The sequence below is a fragment of the Neopararhizobium haloflavum genome, from assembly GCF_002750855.1.
Classification (GTDB): domain Bacteria; phylum Pseudomonadota; class Alphaproteobacteria; order Rhizobiales; family Rhizobiaceae; genus Georhizobium; species Georhizobium haloflavum.
On record NZ_NWUC01000012.1, the window covers coordinates 49,693 to 63,630 of the forward strand.

19 protein-coding genes are annotated in these 13,938 nt (G+C 58.4%); 16 read left to right on the forward strand and 3 right to left on the reverse strand.

Going from position 1 to position 13,938, the window contains the following annotated elements:
* The first annotated feature begins 2 nt into the window (after positions 1-2).
* The 10 genes from trbH (at position 3) to CN673_RS19365 (ending at position 7,241) form a co-directional block, all read left to right on the forward strand.
* On the forward strand, positions 3-461 hold the full coding sequence (gene trbH / locus CN673_RS19320; RefSeq protein ID WP_099868051.1) for a conjugal transfer protein TrbH: 459 nt from the start codon (positions 3-5) through the stop codon (positions 459-461).
* Between the two features lie 13 nt (positions 462-474).
* Entirely contained in the window at positions 475-1,842 is a 1,368-nt protein-coding gene (gene trbI, locus CN673_RS19325) for an IncP-type conjugal transfer protein TrbI (protein ID WP_099868052.1), read from the forward strand.
* 208 nt (positions 1,843-2,050) lie between these two features.
* Positions 2,051-2,506 carry a hypothetical protein gene (locus CN673_RS19330; RefSeq protein WP_157928967.1) on the forward strand — a complete coding sequence of 152 codons (456 nt, stop codon included), beginning with the start codon at positions 2,051-2,053 and terminating at the stop codon, positions 2,504-2,506.
* Between the two features lie 26 nt (positions 2,507-2,532).
* The gene (locus CN673_RS19335) at positions 2,533-3,120 is read left to right on the forward strand and encodes a MobA/MobL family protein (protein WP_157928968.1); all 588 of its coding nucleotides are present in this window, start codon (positions 2,533-2,535) and stop codon (positions 3,118-3,120) included.
* Positions 3,121-3,400: 280 nt separating this feature from the next.
* Positions 3,401-3,736: a DUF736 domain-containing protein gene (locus CN673_RS19340; protein ID WP_099868055.1), complete on the forward strand. Its 336-nt coding sequence runs from the start codon at positions 3,401-3,403 to the stop codon at positions 3,734-3,736.
* Positions 3,737-3,895: 159 nt separating this feature from the next.
* On the forward strand, positions 3,896-4,336 hold the full coding sequence (locus tag CN673_RS19345) for a LexA family protein (protein ID WP_099868056.1): 441 nt from the start codon (positions 3,896-3,898) through the stop codon (positions 4,334-4,336).
* Complete coding sequence (locus CN673_RS19350; RefSeq protein ID WP_099868057.1) at positions 4,333-5,640, forward strand: Y-family DNA polymerase; 1,308 nt, start codon at positions 4,333-4,335, stop codon at positions 5,638-5,640. Before CN673_RS19345 ends, CN673_RS19350 begins: the two co-directional genes overlap by 4 nt.
* An 83-nt stretch (positions 5,641-5,723) precedes the next feature.
* Complete coding sequence (locus CN673_RS19355) at positions 5,724-6,083, forward strand: hypothetical protein (RefSeq protein WP_099868058.1); 360 nt, start codon at positions 5,724-5,726, stop codon at positions 6,081-6,083.
* Between the two features lie 36 nt (positions 6,084-6,119).
* Positions 6,120-6,734, forward strand: coding sequence for a DUF2026 family protein (locus CN673_RS19360; protein WP_099868059.1), 615 nt, complete (start codon positions 6,120-6,122; stop codon positions 6,732-6,734).
* Positions 6,735-6,758: 24 nt separating this feature from the next.
* Positions 6,759-7,241: a hypothetical protein gene (locus CN673_RS19365; protein ID WP_099868060.1), complete on the forward strand. Its 483-nt coding sequence runs from the start codon at positions 6,759-6,761 to the stop codon at positions 7,239-7,241.
* Positions 7,242-7,272: 31 nt separating this feature from the next.
* On the opposite strand, the gene CN673_RS19370 is transcribed toward CN673_RS19365, so the two are convergent.
* From CN673_RS19370 to CN673_RS19380, 3 genes are all read right to left on the reverse strand, one after another.
* Complete coding sequence (locus tag CN673_RS19370) at positions 7,273-7,956, reverse strand: SOS response-associated peptidase (RefSeq protein ID WP_099868061.1); 684 nt, start codon at positions 7,954-7,956, stop codon at positions 7,273-7,275.
* Position 7,957: 1 nt separating this feature from the next.
* A complete protein-coding gene (gene ligD, locus CN673_RS19375; RefSeq protein ID WP_245410006.1) occupies positions 7,958-9,037 on the reverse strand; it encodes a non-homologous end-joining DNA ligase in 1,080 nt (359 codons plus the stop codon).
* 648 nt (positions 9,038-9,685) lie between these two features.
* Positions 9,686-10,183: a DUF6428 family protein gene (locus tag CN673_RS19380; protein WP_099868063.1), complete on the reverse strand. Its 498-nt coding sequence runs from the start codon at positions 10,181-10,183 to the stop codon at positions 9,686-9,688.
* A 47-nt stretch (positions 10,184-10,230) separates the two neighbouring features.
* Between CN673_RS19380 and CN673_RS19385 the strand changes: the two genes are divergently transcribed.
* From CN673_RS19385 to CN673_RS19410, 6 genes are all read left to right on the forward strand, one after another.
* Entirely contained in the window at positions 10,231-10,593 is a 363-nt protein-coding gene (locus CN673_RS19385; RefSeq protein ID WP_099868064.1) for an ArsR/SmtB family transcription factor, read from the forward strand.
* On the forward strand, positions 10,586-11,128 hold the full coding sequence (locus CN673_RS19390) for an arsenate reductase ArsC (protein WP_099868065.1): 543 nt from the start codon (positions 10,586-10,588) through the stop codon (positions 11,126-11,128). Before CN673_RS19385 ends, CN673_RS19390 begins: the two co-directional genes overlap by 8 nt.
* A gap of 7 nt (positions 11,129-11,135) precedes the next feature.
* Complete coding sequence (arsC, locus tag CN673_RS19395; RefSeq protein WP_099868066.1) at positions 11,136-11,561, forward strand: arsenate reductase (glutaredoxin); 426 nt, start codon at positions 11,136-11,138, stop codon at positions 11,559-11,561.
* Positions 11,562-11,597: 36 nt separating this feature from the next.
* Positions 11,598-12,686, forward strand: a complete 1,089-nt coding sequence (arsB, locus tag CN673_RS19400; protein ID WP_099868067.1) for an ACR3 family arsenite efflux transporter — start codon at positions 11,598-11,600, stop codon at positions 12,684-12,686.
* 2 nt (positions 12,687-12,688) lie between these two features.
* Positions 12,689-13,399, forward strand: a complete 711-nt coding sequence (gene arsH / locus CN673_RS19405) for an arsenical resistance protein ArsH (RefSeq protein WP_442417536.1) — start codon at positions 12,689-12,691, stop codon at positions 13,397-13,399.
* On the forward strand, positions 13,396-13,938 hold a 543-nt coding region (locus tag CN673_RS19410; RefSeq protein WP_157928969.1), incomplete at its 3' end, for an MFS transporter. The genes arsH and CN673_RS19410, both read left to right, overlap by 4 nt.

The window sequence follows — 13,938 nt, forward strand, 5'->3', positions numbered from 1 at the left end:
TCATGGCTGGCGTCTCCAAGTTCGCTCGCGCCCTTTCTGTGGCGCTCATTTCACTGTCGCTTGCCGGGTGCATGACCACCGGTAGCGGGTACTTCGCCGCTGGTTCCAGCACCGACACTGCCAACCTTGATGCTTTCGCCGCCAATGCAGTCGCCGGCGACATGGTTGCGCAACTGGCGGAGCATGTCGGGCCGGGCACCGGTACGATCGCGCTCAAGACGGACGGTTCGCTTATGTCGGCCGCGCTCGAGGAACAATTGCGCGGCTGGGGTTATGCCGTTGATCCGTCCGCCAGCGGTCAGGGCGCTATTCCTCTGGCCTTCACGGTCAGCGCGTTTGAGGGCCAGGTCCTCACGCGTATATCGACGCCCTCGGTCGAACTGGCCCGCACCTATGCCGTGACCTCAGCGGGTGCGCAGCCTGCCAGCCCGCTTTCGGTCATGCGTCGCACCACAACGTAAGGGAGAGTGCACGGTGAGTTCGATCGATCTCGATGGCGCCGGCGATGATCGGCCGAAAATCCGTCGCCTGAACCGCTTGCCCATCATCGCCTTCATCGTTCTGGTGGTGGTGTTTATAGGCGTCGTCTTTTGGGGCCTTTCGCAACGTGGTTTTCGCCCCGGCGACGGCGGGCCGGGAACGTCCAGCGGACAGCCGGCATCCGATCTGGCCGATGAACTGACGCGGGGCGTCCCGCCCGGCATCATCGGTGAACCGGCGCGGCCAACGACGCCCACGATTCCCCAGGTTGATGAGGATGGCCAGCCCATCATCACCAATCCCTTCCAGCCTCAACCGACGCAAACGCCACAACGGCCACAGGTCCAGCAAATCCAGACCCAGCAACAGGCGAGCGAAAGCGAAGCTGAATGGCGCGCTCGACTGCAACGCGAGTTTGAGGAAGCCCGGCTTCGCGAAGAGCATCGCCAGGAAATGGCCCAGATTCAGGCGCGGCCCACGGCGGCCAATAGCCCCATGTCGATCGACCTGAGCAATGTCGAGGCCGCGCAAGGGGGCCAACAGGGAGGCCAGCCTGCCGGGGGAGCCGGGCAACGCGCCGGCTTTGGCGGCGCTGCGGGCAATCCTGCCGTGCAGGATCTCTACGCAGCGGCGATGCAGGCCGGATTGGGCGGGCAGGGCGCTCGACCCGATTCGAATAATCAGGCAGGCAAGGACGCCTTTTTCAATCAGGAAATTACCGACCTCGGCTATCTGCCCAATCAGGTCGTTCCGCAAATGTCGCGCTACGAGCTAAAGCGCGGTTCGGTCATCCCCGCAACGCTGCAAACCGGCATCAATTCCGATCTTCCCGGCCGCATCACGGCCCAGGTTCGACAGAACGTATTTGATAGCGCGACAGGCCACCGGCTTCTGATTCCGCAGGGAACACGGCTCATTGGGCGCTACGATTCCAACGTCTCATTTGGGCAAAGCCGCGTTCTGGTTATATGGACCGATCTTGTGTTCCCGAACGGGTCAACGCTGCAAATCGGCGGCATGCCCGGCATGGATTCCGAAGGCTATAGCGGCTTCCGCGATCAGGTGAATAATCGCTATCTCGAAACGTTCGGGTCCGCGATCCTGATTGCATTGATCGGGACTGGCATCGATGCGGCGCTACCGCAATCGAACACCTCGCCTTTCCAGCAAAACCAGAACAGCCTTGAGGACGCAGCGCGCCGCAATTTCGCGGAAACCTTTGGTCGCGTGGCCGATCAAACGATCACCCGCAATCTCGACGTCCAGCCTACGCTCGAAATCCGGCCAGGCTATCAGTTCAACGTCTTTGTTGAGCAGGACATTATTTTCCCCGGCTCGTTCAATTCGCCTTGGGGACGCTAACCAACGGCGGCTTAGGCCGCCGTTTTTCTATGAGTAGGAGTTCATCGTGAAGCTAACGAAAGCTGGCGTCCGATTGCCATTCATCCTAAGCGCGACGGTTTTTCTGACTGGCTGCTTAGCCCCCGAAACCATCAATGCCGACATAACGACAAACGGTAACGACTATACGCTGCGAATCGAAAGCACGATGGCCGACGCTCGCGCTGCCATGGCGGCCGCCGAAGGGAGGCTTTCGGCCCAGGATGACGAGGGCGCGCGTCGAATGGCTGCAAATGACGCGGACATGCCCGGCTTCGAGCGCTTTGAATATATCGGTGAGGGGCGGTTTGAGCTTGTGGTCGATCTCGCCGGTACGCTTGCCGAGGGCGAAAGCATCGGCTTTCCGAACACGCGCACCAATACCGACAACTATCTGCGCCTCGAGCGACTCGAGGATGGCACGATTGAAATTAGCTCGCCCGAAATTCCGGCCAATAATCTCGCCCAGCTTGAGCAATTGCCGTTCACGCCGACGGGAACCGTAAGAGTGACGCCGGCAGCCAATGATCGCGTCCTCGACCACAATGCCGATCGCGCGCCTGCAATGCTCGATCGCGCGTACGTTTGGAATGTGGAGGCCTGGGAGGACCGAATTTTCATTCGGATCGAACCAAACGGGGGGTAAATTGGGCAGTGACCGGACCAAATCAATTGCGCGTACAGCGCATCAGTCGCAGCAAGTTTAAAACGATCTATCAGGTGGTGGCCGACCATTGTGGGCAACCCATAACAGTCGATGGCCTGACATATGAGCCGCAGAACGATTTCAATCCGTCTCATGACGAGTTGATTTTCCCCTCGGGCGTTAGCTGTCCTGCGCTCGCCACAAGAAACCGGCTATGGCCGGCTGTCGAGGCGGCCGAGCTTCGCGCGGATGCGAACCTTGCAACCCATTGGCAGGGCGTCATTCCAGCCGAGTTGCATGGTATAAGCGGCAACGCCTTATCGGTCGAGTTCGGCAAGCATCTTGCCGATTACCTCGGATCGGTTGTGCATCTTGTCGTCCTGCCTCCTTCGATGGCCGAGAATGCACGACTTCGGGCACTTTGCACCACGCGGGAAGTCGGCCCGGAAGGCTTCGGGCTGAAGAACCGTTTCAACCTGAGCGTCGCGCAGCGCCGAAAGCGCGGATTCCCGATATCGCCCCGGACGGAGCTTAGCGATCTCCGCGCGGCTTGGGACAGGTTGTGTTCCGGCTATGTCGGTCGCAGAAACGCTACCCTGGCAGCGGCCTCATAATTGAAAACCGGGACGGACATAGCGAGGGCCTGCCATCTTCCTGCTGGTTCAAGTGCGGCCATGACTGACTGGCTCGCGTTTGCGGGTGTGCTGCAAGCTAAGTCCGGGTCGCTTCTGGCAACCACGTCACCCCCGAATTTCCCCGGCCTAGTGCCTTCCTCGCGCTGCAAATTCGGGTCTGGCGCGGTCCTCTGCTTTGCGTCGGCCGTCCCGGTGCCAGCGGCGCTTTTCCCCGGCCATCGTCTGTTTGCATCACCAACGCGAACCCAGGAGTTCTCAAATGACCGATCTCACTAACTTCGTCAGGATCGATGAAAACAAGCTCATCGGCAATGTTGCCACGCTGACTTTCGATATCGACTTCACCGGCGAGCCGGTCGATAGCGACAATCCCGACGCACCGAAATATCGCATCTTTGCGAAAAGCCCTCGTGGCAGAAAGATCGAAGTAGGGGCGATCTGGCAGAACACCAATCGCGAGGATAAGCCCTACTATTCGCTCTCGATGAACACGGGTCATTCGCGGTTCTATGCCAACCTGGGTCGCTATCCCGGCCAGGAAGAGGAAAATGTGTTCGCTGTCATCGAGCAGCAGCGGCGAGGGCAGGGGGCTTAGGCCCCCTTTTCCCATGCTTCGCCTCAGCGGTTCAAGCTAGGCGCCGTCCGGTATCGCTCGTTCAATTTTTCCTCCCGGCGCAACATTGAGCTTGACCGGAACTTCCAAGCATGTTCCTGCTTTGTTCCTTTCGCTGAAATCGAAAGGATACCTTTTTGAATGTTCATCCGGCTCAAATTCGAGGCCGAAATCTCGGTCCCCATGTTCGAACATGGGCTATGCGCCGGCTTTCCAAGCCCTGCTGACGACTTTCTGGACGAATCTATCGACCTCAATGTCCTGCTGGTCCGCAACCGACCGGCGACATTCCTTTGGCGCGTCGACGGCAGCTCTATGCGTGATGTCGGTATTTTCCACGGCGATATTTTGGTGGTTGATCGATCTCTGACGCCCATTGATGGCGATGTCGTTGTGGCGATCGTACACGGCGAACGCTCGCTCAAGCGCCTGCGCCTCGACGGAAAGCGACCGCGGCTGATGTTTGAGAACGCTGATATGCCGCTTTTTGAGCTGCCAGAGATTGCCGAAATCGAGATTTGGGGGGTTGTCGTCTGCAACATTCACTGGCTGCGCCGTCAGCCGGGCAGGGGCGTGCAATGAGCCGTGCCCTGGCCCTTGTCGACGGCAACAGCTTCTATTGTAGCTGCGAGCGTGTGTTCGATCCCAAAATCGCGACCAGGCCGGTGATTGTGCTTTCCAACAATGACGGTTGCGCCGTGGCGCGAACGGCAGAGGCGAAAGCCTTGGGCATCGGAATGGGAGAACCGTATTTTAAGATCCGCGAGCTGTGCGAACAGAACAAGGTGGCGGTTTTCTCGTCCAACTACACCCTGTACGGCGACATGAGCGCACGGCTCAACGCGATCTATCGCGAATGGGCTCCGGAAGTCGAAATCTACTCGATCGATGAGAGCTTTCTCGATTTTACGACAATTCCAGAACGGGACCGCTTGGCCTACGGGCGCGATCTCCGCGCGACCGTGCGCCAATGGACGGGGATTCCGACCTGTGTTGGCATCGGCCCGACGAAAACGCTCGCCAAACTGGCCAATCATATCGCGAAAAAGAACGACGATCTGGGGGGCGTCTGTGACCTGACCGACCCCGCCGTGCGCGATCGCTGGTTGCCCAAGATCGAGGTGGGCGAGGTGTGGGGAATAGGCGGGGCTTCTGAACGTAAGCTGCTGCAACTTGGCATCGAAACCGTCGGCGACCTGCGCGATATGCCGGCGCGATCAGCACGCCAGTTGATGACTGTCGTTGGCGAAAAAACCGTCCTTGAACTGCGCGGGATCTCGTGCATGGAGCTGGAAGAATTGCCGCCCCAGCGCAAGGGGTGCGCTGTGACGCGCAGTTTCGGCAAGCCAGTGAAGACGCTCGATGCAATGCTCGAGGCCGTTTCCGCCTATGCGACCCGCGCTGGTGAAAAGCTGCGTCGGCATGGGCTGGAAACCTCGCATATGGTGGTATTCATGCACACATCGCGATTCAATCAGCGCGACCCGTCTCATAGCGCGTCAAAGACGATCCACCTTGCCGAAAGCTCGGCTGACACGCTCGATCTGATTGATGCGGCCAAACGCGGCGCGCGCGCCGTGTTTCGTGAGGGCTTTGCCTACGCCAAGGCTGGCATCATCATGGATGATCTGATCGTCGCTGGCAGTGGGTCGCGTCCGCTGTTCGATGCGCACGATCGGGAAAAGTCCGCCGCGCTGATGACCGCTCTCGATGCGATCAATGGCAAATACGGCCGGGGGGCTTTGGTGCCAGCCGCGGCCGGGATCAAAAGACGGGAGTGGCAGACGAAATTCGACCGCCGTTCTCCGCGCTATACGACACGGCTGGAAGCGCTACCCACTGCGCTGAGTGGATGGACGACAGGTGCAGAAAATTCAATGGTGTGAGCGGTTTCCCACCCGGGTTCGGGTTGTTCAGTAACTCGATTGCCGCTTACTATCTAATCGATTTAAACGATTAGGAGGCCAGGATGCCGATTAAACGAGGGTCGGGACCGCTCTTTTGGTGGAACTGCGCAGCTTTCCTCGCCTGCTTTACTCCGGCGTGGTTCTTCTATCATCAGTATGACCAAATCGCTGTTGGCAGCGGGCTTTTGGCTCTTGCTATCACTCAGATGGCTCTAGGAGTGTTTGACCAAAGCGGACCACCCTTCGCGATCAAATGGGAAATTGACTATTTGAACAAACACGTCGCGCGGGAAGGGGCGCAATTCAATTATCAGGTGGTCATTCCCGGCATACTGCATAGGGTTGTGAAGCACCGCGATGGGTCGGGCCGAAAGGAAGCCCTCGAAGCTGACGAAATTGAACCGGTATCGGGATCGGTCTAGTGTAGGTAGGCTGACGATAAATCTCTCAGGTGCTCTATGCTCATTACGCGCAGTGATTATGAGCGAATTTACCGTGTCATAAACTCGCTATTGTTGAACGAGAACGCAAACCCCTCAGAGTGTTGCCTCTGGTTTAGTATGTACGGCGCGTTCATTCTCGAACAGAATTACAAGATCAACGCGAGTGCGCGAGCTGGCGTCGTTGGCTACAATCTAAATGATACATTCATGCTCTTCGGCAGCCAAGACGAAACCGGGGCCGTGTCAGCCAATTCCAGCGCATTTCACTGCTGGGTCGAGGCTGATGGATGGCTGATCGATTTCATGGCTCCTGCATTTCCTCGGCTTTTTGCTGCGGAGAACCGGCTCCCTTCAAAGATGCTGCAAAAGCCGCTCTCGATGGCAAAAGACTCACTCGATGAGGTTGACGTTTCGGGCGATTTTTTCGTTGCGCATTCACCGGAATTAACTCTCGAAATGACTCAGCACATGGCGTCGGCAGCTATGTTTGCCGATCTCGCTCATATCGCAAATGCCTGGTTTAGAAAGGCACCCAAAAAGATGAAGCGCTTTGCCGGAGTGTCTAAAGGTGCTGGCAAGCCCGTGCAGTCTGTCGAGCTTGTGGGAACACCACTGAGCGGCACTTGGTAGCTTGATGGGAGCGGCGGGCTGGGGATGAACGACTTCTCAAAACAGTCGATATCGGAACTGCTGAAAACCCATGCGAATGTGATGGAGGAACTGCGAAGCAGGAATGTTTTGCGGTCAGCAAATAATCCGACAGGCGATTTGGCAGAGTATTTGTTCTGCGCTGCCTTCCAATGGGCGCAGGAAACGAACTCGGCAAAGGCGTTTGATGCTAGAGACGATGCAGGTGTTCTCTACCAGATAAAGGGCAAGCGGATTCACAGCCGCAATAAGTCTCGACAGCTTTCAGCTATCCGCTCATTAGAAGGCTTCGATGTGCTGGCCGCCGTGCTGTTTGATGACGATTATCGAGTTACGCGTGCGGCGTTGGTACCAGCCGAGATTGTGCGTCAAAACGTGACTTTTAGAGCGCATACGAACAGCTACAAATTCATGTTGCGGGACGCCATCTGGAACATGCCAGATGTGGCCGATGTCACAGAACGGCTCCGTGCCGTCGAGCAAGCTTGATATTCTACGCGTTCGCCTTATCTGGGCATCATCAAAGCGAATTGACGACGGGCTTCTTGGTGTCTTCGCCTTGGTAGCGGGAAGAGTTGACCTCACGGCCAACCCGGAAGAATTCGAGCTGGTCGTCAATCTGGCTTTCGATCAGTACGGCTTTCGCGTCTGCGCCGGCAATGCTGGTATCAAGCCACGTATCATAAGAGACCGGATCGAGGATGATCGGCATCCGGGTATGAATGTGGGCAATGTTATCGACTGCCGGCGCGGTGATGATCGTGCAGCTCGTCACGCTAAGCCTCTCGTTATGCGCCCATAGGCCAGCAAAAGAGAACGGCTGCGCATCGGGAAGCTGCAATAGCCAAGGGTCTTTCTTGCCGTCCTCGGCATTCGTCGTCCATTCAAAATACCCATCTGCCGGAATCAGGCATCGCTTTGATTTGAATGACTCGCGAAAGGCTCCTGAGGTATCGACGGTCTCGATCCGGGCGTTAAACATGGCATGCTTGCCGATCTCCTTGGCAAAGAACGGCACCAGCCACCATCGGCCGTAATCGATTTCGAGCACGCCAGCTTTGTCCTGATGGGCAAAGAAAACGTCCTGTGTCGGCGCGATGTTGAATTGTGGCTGCACATTGGACGGCGGCAGGGCGCTATCGTGGATCGAATAGAGCGCGTGGATCTCGGCCCATGTCATTTGATTGGTAAAGCGACCGCACATTTCATTCGTCCAAGCTGTAGACCGATCCGCGATCGGCCTTGTCGCGCATCCCTTTATAGGAGGCATGGCGAAGCTTACCGTCATTCGTCCATGCACGAAATTCGATTTCGGCTTCGAGGGCAGGGCGTACAAAAACCGCCCTTTTCGCACGGACTGGCGCTGCTGGCGTGGCCACCTTGAGGTTGTCGAGACGGGTTTTCAGTTCCGTCGCCTGCGCGAACGAAAACCCCGTGCCAACCGATCCAACATAGACTAGCTCTTCGCCGCGCTGGGCGGCGAGCATCAGATTAGCGATTGCGCCCGGCAATTTGGTCGATGGTTCATAGCCGATAACGACGAACGTTTCTCGCGACACGCATTTGATCTTCAGCCAGTCGCCGTTCCGCCCAGGGCGATAAGGCTTATCGCGACGCTTCGCGATGATGCCTTCAAGCCCTAGGTTGCAAGCCGCTTCGAGAAACGCCTTTCCATCGGCGGCCACTTCCTCGGACAGCCGGATCGTTCCACCAGGCTCTCCTATAAGATCTTCGAGCATGTGTCGGCGTTCGTCGAGCGCCATGCGGGTCAGATCGTGGCCGTCGAAATAAAGCAAGTCAAACGCGTAGAAAACGACCTCGCCGCCTGTGGCTTTCTTGCCGCCGCGCCCGCCCAATGCGTTCTGCAGGGCATTGAAGTCGGACCGGCCTTGATCGTCCAGAACAACGGCCTCACCGTCTAAAATCACCGTGGAGACGTGCAGCGCTGCGATCGCCCTTTCTAGCGCCGGAAATCGCTGGGTCCAGTCGTGGCCATTGCGGGTCAGGATACGGATCGAGCGTCCGTCGTTGTGAAGCGCCAGCCGGTATCCGTCCCATTTGACCTCAAAGGCCCACTCGTCGCCATTGGGCGGCTCGACCGCCAGCTTGGCAAGGCAAGGTTCGACGCGGCTTGGGATAGGATCAAAGGGAAGTTGGGGCTGGTCGCGATCACGCGGCCGTCGCGCCTGACTGCGAACAGCCGGTTCCGGCTCCTGTTGGAGCCCGATCGATTTAGGCGGTTTGGCTGGCCTTTTCACCATTGTGCAAGTAGGCCAGATGATCATTAAAATTTCGACAGATTTAGCGCGCGCAATTTCGGTCTAGTGATCGGCACCAAAACGCGTGATAATGATTTAAAATCAATCGCTTAGTTCCATAAGATAGATTATGCGATTTTTCTAGGGGCACAATGTCGGCTACATTTTGGGAAAGCGTAATTGCGAGCCTCACTGCCGCTGCGTTAGGTGGAGCATTTGTTTATCTGTGGCGAGCCCGCAAATCCTTCCGTGTACCCAGAATCAAGCCGTTAAAAAGCTTGGATCATCGCATCTTGGAAGCCCGTAAGGCGCTCAATGGTAGAACTTTATCTGAGTACCGCGCCCACGTATCGCTGGGAGCCTTCGGCCTGGTACTGATAACAATCGGGGCTTTCTTTTACCTGCAACTGATGGCCCGCCTGTCTGGCTATTTCGGCCTTAGCTGGACAGTGATTTACGACATAGGTTCGTATCTCGTTGTCATCTGGGGCTGCGCATTGAGCTTATCGCTTATAGTGCGTGTGGCCCGAGTCTATGAAACCCATACTGAGTATCGCTCTCGACGCGATGCTCGAAAGCCATTGAGTAAAGCGGATTAGAGCCAAACAGTCCGGCAAGATATTAGGATGTCGCAGGTTTCGGGATTTTCACGACACAGCACTGGCTCGGGAGAGCCTAACCACAACAGGCCGGCACACCCTCCGGCTGAGCGCGGTGCCTAGGCTTGCATATTGCCGGGCGCGGAGTGAGCCGCACAATCGCCTGATCGGTCTCAAACTCGATGCCGGCCACGTCGTAGATCTGCATCGGCTCACCGGGTCGGCTGACTTCCCATGTCAGCCGAGCGTCTAGGTCGAGTTGAATCTTGCTGCCGACTTGGCCCAAGATCGACCGAAATTTTGCGACGGTCATGGGAGCGCTACCTTGGGTCAACGGTATGTCCTCCACCTGCAAAATCGCTTCCCGCCACGCATCTGGATTGCCGCCGCAATCAAGCGTGACGAAGGAACCGGCTTTTACCTCCGTAATGTGATAGCCGGATTGAACCTGCCGTCCGTCGCCATAGGCAAGGACCAGCGCCTTATCGGCATGGGCTTCCAAAAGCGCGAGGATCGGCCCAAGTGAGGCGTCATCAGGAAATTCCGTGATTATGGGGCTGGCATCATCGATCATGTCGGTGTATCCATTAATTCAATAACTATTGAGATATTGAGGCGACAATGGATGAAAAGCAAGCCCTCTCAGCGTTTGCGGCGCTTTCCCAGGAAACCCGGCTGCGCATCGTGCGCCTGTTGGTGACGGCCGGGCCGGAAGGAATGCCGGCCGGTGCGATCGGGGAAGCGATGGACGGCGCATCCTCGTCACGCATGTCCTTTCACCTGAGCCATCTTGAGCAATCCGGCCTTATCGCGTCGCGCCGAGATGGCCGTTCGATCATCTACAGCGCTGCCTATCCGGCGCTGTCTGGCTTGGTCGAATTTCTCATGCGCGACTGCTGCCAGGGGCATCCCGAAGTCTGCACCCCGGCTGTTGCCGCACTCGCCGCCTGTTGTGTTCCCGCCAAGGACAACGCCCATGCCTGATAACACCACGCCTGAACGCATTTTCAATGTCCTGTTTCTTTGCACCGGTAACTCGGCTCGCTCGATCCTGGCAGAAAGCATCTTGAACAAGGACGGCGCGGGCCGCTTCCGTGCCCATTCGGCTGGAAGCCAGCCCAAGGGAACGATCAATCCACTCGCTACCAAGACCCTGGCCAACTTCGACTATCCCACCGACGGGTTGCGCTCGAAGGCATGGGACGAATTCGCCGGAACTGACACCCCGGTCATGGATTTCGTATTCACCGTCTGTGACAACGCGGCCGGCGAAGCCTGTCCGGTCTGGCCGGGCCAGCCGATGACGGCGCATTGGGGGATCGAAGACCCCGCCGCCGTCGAGGGCACTGATATCGAGCGCCAGACGGCTTTCGTGACCGCGTTCCGCTATCTGAAGAACCGCATCGCGATCTTTACCGCGCTCCCCTTCACCAGCCTCGACAAATCCTCCCTTCGCACCCGACTGGTCGAGATCGGCCAGAGTGAAGGGGCGACGTCGCCCCGCGACAGCGCGGCGTGAGGCAGCAATGGATATCATCATCTACCACAACCCCGATTGCGGCACCTCGCGCAACACGCTCGGCCTGATCCGCAATTCCGGCGTCGAGCCGCATGTGATCGAATACCTCAAATGCCCGCCGTCTCGCGCGCTGCTCGTCCAGCTCATCGCGCGCATGGGCATTTCCGTGCGTGACCTCATCCGTGAGAAGGGCACGCCCTACGCAGAGCTTGGCCTGGACGATCCGAGCCTAAGCGACGAACGCCTGGTCGACGCGATGATGGAACACCCCATCCTCATCAATCGTCCGATCGTCGTCAGCCCCCAGGGCGTGCGGCTCTGCCGCCCTTCGGAAGCCGTACTCGATCTCTTGCCCCCGCAACGGGGCGCGTTCGCGAAGGAAGATGGCGAGCGCATCATCGATGAGCACGGGCGGCGCATTGCTTCTGCCTGACTTCAGCATCCGCAAGCCCGCAATTGGAGAATACTCATGGCTTCCCTCAAGCCAGCGTCCCGCCTTGGTTTCCTCGACCGCTATCTGACCGTGTGGATTTTCGCCGCAATGGCGCTTGGTGTTGTGCTCGGCACAATATTCACCGGCCTGCCGGATGCTCTTAATGCCATGTCGGTCGGCACGACCAACATACCGATCGCCATCGGCCTGATCCTGATGATGTATCCGCCGCTCGCCAAAGTCCGCTACGAGGAATTGCATCAAGTCTTTTCCGACAAGCGGGTGCTGATCCTCTCGCTGGTGCAGAACTGGATCATCGGCCCGACGCTGATGTTCGCCCTGGCCGTGATCTTCCTGCGCGACCACCCGGAATACATGACGGGGCTGATCCTGATCGGGCTCGCCCGCTGTATCGCCATGGTGCTGGTCTGGAACCAGCTCGCGCGCGGCGACAACCAGTATGTCGCCGGTCTGGTCGCCTTCAACTCGATCTTCCAGATTTTGTTCTTCTCCACCTATGCGTGGTTCTTCCTAAACGTCCTGCCGCCTCTCTTTGGCCTTGAGGGCAGCGTGATCGACGTAGGCTTCTGGACCATCACCGAGGCGGTTCTGATCTATCTCGGCATCCCATTCCTTGCCGGATACCTGACGCGCCGCATCCTCGTCGCCCGCAATGGTGGGGATTGGTATGAGCGAGAATTTCTGCCGCGCATCAGCCCGATAACATTGGCCGCGCTGCTGTTCACCATTGTCGCCATGTTTAGCCTCAAAGGCGCGGATGTCGTGGCGCTGCCATTCGATGCGCTGCGTATAGCGATCCCGCTGGCGCTCTATTTCATCATCCAGTTCCTCATTAGCTTTGCCATGGGTCGGCTGATCGAGGCGGACTATCCGCGAACCACGGCGATCGCCTTCACGGCGGCGGGCAACAATTTCGAGCTGGCCATCGCGGTCGCCATTGCGGCGTTCGGCCTCGCTTCGCCGGTGGCCTTTGCCGCCGTGATAGGGCCTCTCGTGGAGGTGCCGGCGCTGATCCTGCTCGTCCATGTGTCTCTTAGGCTCGGCGCAAGATGGTTTCCCGAAACCACGACACCTGTTGGCATACAGGCCGAGGCCAAGCCGTGACGATAGAAAACCTTCCCAACGTGGTTCGCGCGGCGCTCGACAATCCAACGATCGAGCGCCTGCGAGCGACGCCCTCGGCTCATCCGCCGCGCATTCTCCTGCTATACGGCTCGTTGCGTGAACGCTCCTACAGCAGGCTGCTCAGCCACGAAGCCGAACGGCTGCTTAACCATTTCGGGGCGGAAACCCGCGTGTTCGACCCGCACGGGCTGCCGCTGCCCGATGGTGCGCCCGTCGATCATCCGAAAGTGCAGGAACTTCGAGAACTATCGCAATGGTCCGAAGGGCAGGTCTGGACCAGTCCCGAACGCCATGGCGCCATGAGCGGAATCCTCAAGGCGCAAATCGACTGGATACCGCTCGCGGTCGGCGCGGTCCGCCCGACGCAAGGCCGCACATTGGCGGTGATGCAGGTTTCCGGGGGCTCGCAGAGCTTCAACGCCGTCAACCAACTTCGGGTGCTCGGTCGCTGGATGCGGATGATCACCATCCCCAACCAGTCCTCTGTCGCCAAAGCATATCAGGAGTTCGACGAAGCGGGCCGGATGAAGCCATCATCCTATTACGATCGGGTGGTCGATGTGATGGAGGAACTGGTGAAGTTCACACTCCTGACCCGCGATGTCGCTCCCTACCTCACCGATCGCTACAGCGAACGCAAGGAAACGGCCGATAAGCTGGAAGAGCGCATGGCGCTCAAGAGCGTCCGGTGACCACAAATTTGCCGGCGCAACCGGATTCCCCGGACGCGCGAAGATGGCCGGTCATCTCTGCGCTCGGCGTGGTGCAGATATTCACATGGGGCAGCTCCTACTACCTGCTGGCGGTTCTTGCAGCCCCGATCGCGGCCGACACAGGCTGGCCCCTTTCATGGATCGTCGGAGCTCTCTCTATTGGCCTACTTGCGGCCGGTATCGTGTCCCCGCACGTTGGTGACGCCATCGGCGAGTATGGCGGGCGGCCAGTTCTAGCTGTCGCCTGTCTCCTGCTCGCTGCCGGTCTCGTTATCCTGGCACTTTCGCCTTCGCTGTGGGTGTTCATCGTCGGATGGGTCGTGCTCGGTGTTGGCATGGGAGCCGGCCTCTATGACGCGGCGTTTGCCACGCTCGGCGGCTATTATGGACGTTCGGCCCGATCCGCAATTACGACTCTGACCCTATGGGGCGGGTTTGCAAGCACGGTCTGCTGGCCGCTATCAGCCTTATTTCTCGAGCATTTAGGCTGGCGCGGGGCGTGTCTGACCTATGCTGGC

Excerpts from the sequence above, each read along its gene's own strand:
- CN673_RS19340 (WP_099868055.1), top strand. The coding sequence starts at position 3,401 with ATGACCGATCTCACTAACTTCGTCAGGATCGATGAAAACAAGCTCATC.
- CN673_RS19370 (WP_099868061.1), bottom strand. The coding sequence starts at position 7,956 with ATGTGCGGTCGCTTTACCAATCAAATGACATGGGCCGAGATCCACGCG.
- CN673_RS19350 (WP_099868057.1), top strand. The coding sequence starts at position 4,333 with ATGAGCCGTGCCCTGGCCCTTGTCGACGGCAACAGCTTCTATTGTAGC.
- CN673_RS19360 (WP_099868059.1), top strand. The coding sequence starts at position 6,120 with ATGCTCATTACGCGCAGTGATTATGAGCGAATTTACCGTGTCATAAAC.
- CN673_RS19365 (WP_099868060.1), top strand. The coding sequence starts at position 6,759 with ATGAACGACTTCTCAAAACAGTCGATATCGGAACTGCTGAAAACCCAT.
- CN673_RS19390 (WP_099868065.1), top strand. The coding sequence starts at position 10,586 with ATGCCTGATAACACCACGCCTGAACGCATTTTCAATGTCCTGTTTCTT.
- CN673_RS19345 (WP_099868056.1), top strand. The coding sequence starts at position 3,896 with ATGTTCATCCGGCTCAAATTCGAGGCCGAAATCTCGGTCCCCATGTTC.
- arsC (WP_099868066.1), top strand. The coding sequence starts at position 11,136 with ATGGATATCATCATCTACCACAACCCCGATTGCGGCACCTCGCGCAAC.
- CN673_RS19330 (WP_157928967.1), top strand. The coding sequence starts at position 2,051 with ATGGCGGCCGCCGAAGGGAGGCTTTCGGCCCAGGATGACGAGGGCGCG.
- CN673_RS19385 (WP_099868064.1), top strand. The coding sequence starts at position 10,231 with ATGGATGAAAAGCAAGCCCTCTCAGCGTTTGCGGCGCTTTCCCAGGAA.
- ligD (WP_245410006.1), bottom strand. The coding sequence starts at position 9,037 with ATGATCATCTGGCCTACTTGCACAATGGTGAAAAGGCCAGCCAAACCG.
- trbH (WP_099868051.1), top strand. The coding sequence starts at position 3 with ATGGCTGGCGTCTCCAAGTTCGCTCGCGCCCTTTCTGTGGCGCTCATT.
- CN673_RS19355 (WP_099868058.1), top strand. The coding sequence starts at position 5,724 with ATGCCGATTAAACGAGGGTCGGGACCGCTCTTTTGGTGGAACTGCGCA.
- CN673_RS19380 (WP_099868063.1), bottom strand. The coding sequence starts at position 10,183 with ATGATCGATGATGCCAGCCCCATAATCACGGAATTTCCTGATGACGCC.
- arsB (WP_099868067.1), top strand. The coding sequence starts at position 11,598 with ATGGCTTCCCTCAAGCCAGCGTCCCGCCTTGGTTTCCTCGACCGCTAT.